Raw genomic sequence first — 4,009 nt, 5'->3', positions numbered from 1 at the left:
GCGCTTTGAAGTGGATGTGCTGGACGCCGGCATCAAGCTGCGCTTCGCCGCCGACGAGGCCCGCTTCAGTGTAGATAAGTCGGAACAGGCGCCGGACTTGCGCTTCGCCGCCAACCTCGCGGATTTGGCGCGCATGATGCTGCGTGAAGAAGACCCGGATACGCTGTTTTTCAACCGCAAGCTGGTGATCGAAGGCGACACCGAGCTTGGGCTGATCGTGAAGAACCTGCTGGATAGCGTGGACTGGAGCGACACGCCGCTGGCACGGTTTATGGCAGTGTAAGTAAAGGGAGTGGGGAGTGGTAAATAGGGAGTAACCTCCCTACTCCCTACTCCCTACTCCCTAACGCCCTACTCCCTACCTTACTCCGGCCATTTCGCCAGCACGTCGGGATGGTTCGCCAGACGCTCGACAATAAAGTCGACAAATACGCGGGTGCGCGGGGCGGTATGTTCGCGGTGCGGGAAGCACAGGTAAATGGCCCGTTCGGTCGAAAGAAAGTCGAGCAACACCGGCTCCAGCTCGCCACGGAGCATGGCATCGATCGCCTCATTGCCCGGCAATTGGGCGACGCCCTGCCCCAGGCGCGCCAGTTCGGCCACCGCCTCAATCTCGTTCAGCGTATAAGTACCCGACACATCCAGCGGAATGCGCTCGCCATTACGCTCAAACTCCCACTTGGACAAACGCCCCGAAGTCGGAAACTGGAAGTTGATGCAATCATGCGTCGACAGTTCCTCCGGCGTTTGCGGTCGGCCATGCTTGTCCCAGTAAGCCGGCGTGGCCACGGTATACATAGGAATATCGGCCAGATGGCGCGCCATCATACGGCTGTCCGGCATCATGCCCTGACGGATACCGACATCGTAGCCGTCTTCGATCAGGTCGCTGAAATGGTCATCCAGTCCGAAAAATACGCGGATCTTGGGATAGAGCTGGCAGAACTCGCCCATCAAAGGCAGGATCAGCCGTCGGCCGAAACTGTTGGGCATGCTGACGCGCAGATGGCCGGCCGGTTCATCCTGGCTGGCCTTGAGCTGGCTGATGGCATTGTCCAGATTATTGACCGGCCCTTTGCACTGCGCGTAAAAGCGCCGGCCATCTTCGGTCAGGGTCAACTGGCGCGTGGTACGGTTAAACAGCCGTACTTCCAGCTCCTGCTCCAGGCGGGCAATACTCTGACTGACCGCCGCCGGCGAAACGCCCATCTTGCGCGCTGCATCGGAAAAACTGCCATTTTCAGCAGTCGTCATGAACACCATAAGCGCCTTGAGCGTATCCATACTCTTATCCCTGTGCCTGAATGCCTGCAATTAACAATCTATTATTTAAAAAGGATAATCCAATTCCGCAAAATCTTAAATGCAAATTCTAAAAAAAACACAACACATATGTCATTAAACATAAAAACAACACTCCACCGCAGCGCCCCCCGGGCCTGACAATGGCCACGCTGCACCGGTTCTCGCAGAGAGAACACTAGAGTCAAAACTCAAAACATTGATCCAGATCAAATGTCATCCGCAAAAACAACCACAGAATAGACCTTTTGCTCCATCGCTAAAGGTCTACGGCATGAACCCCAGCTTCTCTGCGCTCACCATCCGTCAGCGCAAACTCCTGCCCGTCGTACAAGGCGGCATGGGAGTCGGCATCTCGGCCCAAAGTCTGGCCGGTGCCGTGGCACACGAAAATGCCGTTGGAACCATCGCCAGTGTGGACTTGCGTCATCTGCACCCGGATCTTGTCGCCGCCTCCAGCAAGGCCAGCGGTGATGAGGAACTGAACCGGTTAAACCGGGTGGCGCTGGACAGGGAAATCAAAGGCGCACTGGCGCGCGCGCAAGGCCGTGGCCTGATTGCCGTCAATGTCATGAAAGCGGTAGCCGACCATCCGGCACTGGTACGTCAGGCTTGCGAGTCGGGCGCGCACGCCGTGGTCATGGGCGCGGGCCTGCCGCTGGATCTGCCGGAGATGACCGCAGATCACCCCGATGTAGCGCTGATCCCTATCCTGTCGGAGTCGCGCGGCATCGCCATTGTGCTCAAACGCTGGATGAAAAAAGGCCGTCTGCCCGACGCCATTGTGATCGAACATCCCCACCACGCCGGTGGCCATCTGGGTGCGGCGCAGGTGGCGGATCTTGGCGACGAGCGCTTCAACTTCAAGCGGGTGCTGGAAGAAACCCAGCAATTGTTCAAGACGCTGGAAATCGAACGCGAGCGTATTCCGCTCATCGTCGCCGGCGGCATGAGCCATTTTGCCAAGGTCAGAACGGCGCTGACCGAATGGGGGGCATCGGCGGTGCAGATCGGTACCGCTTTTGCCGTGACCCATGAAGGCGATGCGCACGACAACTTCAAGCGCACGCTGGCCCAGGCCAAGGATGAGGATATTGTCGAGTTCATGTCGGTCGCTGGCCTGCCCGCGCGCGGCGTGCTCACGCCATGGCTGAAAAGCTATATCAAGCGTCTGGACAAACTGCAGGCCAATGCCAAAGCCGATCCGGCACGCTGCACCCAGGCGCTCAACTGCCTGTCGGTCTGCGGATTGCGCGATGGTCTGTCCAAAGCCGGCCAGTTCTGCATCGACCTCAAGCTCTCCGCCGCTTATCGCGGTGAAGTCAGCAAGGGTCTGTTCTTCCGCGGCAAGGATCCGCTGCCGTTTGGCGAACAGATGCGCAGCGCACGCGAAACCATCGAGTATCTGATGACAGGACGCAAGCCTGTCGGCGTATAAGTGCCTCGCACTCAAGCCGGGCGGGCCCCATCTCGCCCGGCACAGCAACACGGCAACACTCCCCGCTTTCCCCTCTCTCCGTTACACTGCCTGCATGAATGCATTTACCAGTTGCAACCCGGCCACCGGCGAGGTGGCCTTTACCCGTGGCGCGTGGCAGGGCGAAGCGCTGAATCTTTGTATTGCCGCGCTTAAGCGCGCACGCCCGGCGTGGGCGGCGCTTTCGTGCGAAGCGCGCGCGGCGCGTTTGCTGCGCGTGGCCGAGGCACTGGAGCATGAACGTGCCGCGCTGGCGGCGCTGGTGACGCTGGAAGTGGGTAAACGCACCAGCGAATGTCTGGCCGAAATCGACAAGTCGGCGCAGCTGATCCGCTATTACGCCGAACTCGCACCGCGCCTGCTGGCCCCGCAAAACATCCCGACCCAGGCCAGTGCCAGCGGCGTCAGCTTCGAGGCGCTGGGCCTGGTGCTGGCCATCATGCCGTGGAACTACCCGGTGTGGCAGGTGCTGCGCTTTGCCATTCCTGCGCTGATGTCGGGCAATGCCTGTCTGGTCAAACCGGCGCCTTCGGTGCCTTTATCTACGCAAAAGCTGCTGGACATCGTGCGCGGCAGCGGGCTTGAAGTCTTTGATGTAGCGTGGATCAGCCATGACGAAGTGGAAGACGCCATCCGCGCGGCAGATGCGGTGGCCTTTACCGGCTCAACCGGCACCGGCCGCCTTGTCGCCGCCGCAGCCGGGCGCCATCTCAAGAAAAGCGTACTGGAACTGGGCGGCAGCAACCCGTTTATCGTGCTGGCCGATGCCGATGTGGATGAAGCCGCCTTCGAGGCGGCACACTCGCGCTTTCGCGACGCTGGCCAAAGCTGCAATGCCGCCAAACGCATGATTGTCGTGCCTGAAATCGCCGACGCCTTTGCCGAACGCTTTAGCCGCCACGCACGCGCGCTGGTGATGGGAGAGCCGCGCGATACAGCCACCACCCTGGGGCCGCTGGCGCGCGCCGACTTGCGCGAAGCCTTGCACGCCCAGGTACTGGATGCCGTTTCCCACGGCGCGCAACTGCTGTGCGGCGGGGTGATGCCAAGCGGCGCCGGCTTCTTTTATCCGGCCACCGTACTGGATAGTGTCAACGCAAACTGCCGGGTATGGCACGAAGAAGTATTCGGCCCGGTCGCCAGCATCATCCGCGCACGCGACGAAGCCGACGCCATCCGCATCGCCAACGACACCCCTTACGGTCTGGGTGCCAGCATTTTCTCGGCCGA

Annotated in this window: 4 protein-coding genes; 3 read left to right on the top strand and 1 reads right to left on the bottom strand. The window is 60.5% G+C overall.

Annotated elements, in window-relative coordinates:
* On the top strand, window positions 1-283 hold a 283-nt coding region (gene ubiT, locus EGI20_RS16390), incomplete at its 5' end, for a ubiquinone anaerobic biosynthesis accessory factor UbiT (protein ID WP_498632753.1).
* 80 nt (window positions 284-363) lie between these two features.
* On the opposite strand, the gene EGI20_RS16385 is transcribed toward ubiT, so the two are convergent.
* The gene (locus EGI20_RS16385) at window positions 364-1,284 is read right to left on the bottom strand and encodes a LysR family transcriptional regulator (RefSeq protein WP_498632751.1); all 921 of its coding nucleotides are present in this window, start codon (window positions 1,282-1,284) and stop codon (window positions 364-366) included.
* 292 nt (window positions 1,285-1,576) lie between these two features.
* On the opposite strand from EGI20_RS16385, the gene EGI20_RS16380 reads away from it, so the two are divergent.
* Complete coding sequence (locus EGI20_RS16380) at window positions 1,577-2,740, top strand: NAD(P)H-dependent flavin oxidoreductase (protein WP_124735385.1); 1,164 nt, start codon at window positions 1,577-1,579, stop codon at window positions 2,738-2,740.
* Window positions 2,741-2,834: 94 nt separating this feature from the next.
* On the top strand, window positions 2,835-4,009 hold a 1,175-nt coding region (locus EGI20_RS16375; RefSeq protein WP_498632749.1), incomplete at its 3' end, for an aldehyde dehydrogenase family protein.

This window comes from Aquitalea sp. S1-19, assembly GCF_024343515.1.
The sequence above is the reverse complement of the archived record's forward strand: the minus strand, read 5'-3'. Positions and strand labels throughout refer to the sequence as shown.

Excerpts from the sequence above, each read along its gene's own strand:
- EGI20_RS16385 (WP_498632751.1), bottom strand. The coding sequence starts at position 1,284 with ATGGATACGCTCAAGGCGCTTATGGTGTTCATGACGACTGCTGAAAAT.
- EGI20_RS16380 (WP_124735385.1), top strand. The coding sequence starts at position 1,577 with ATGAACCCCAGCTTCTCTGCGCTCACCATCCGTCAGCGCAAACTCCTG.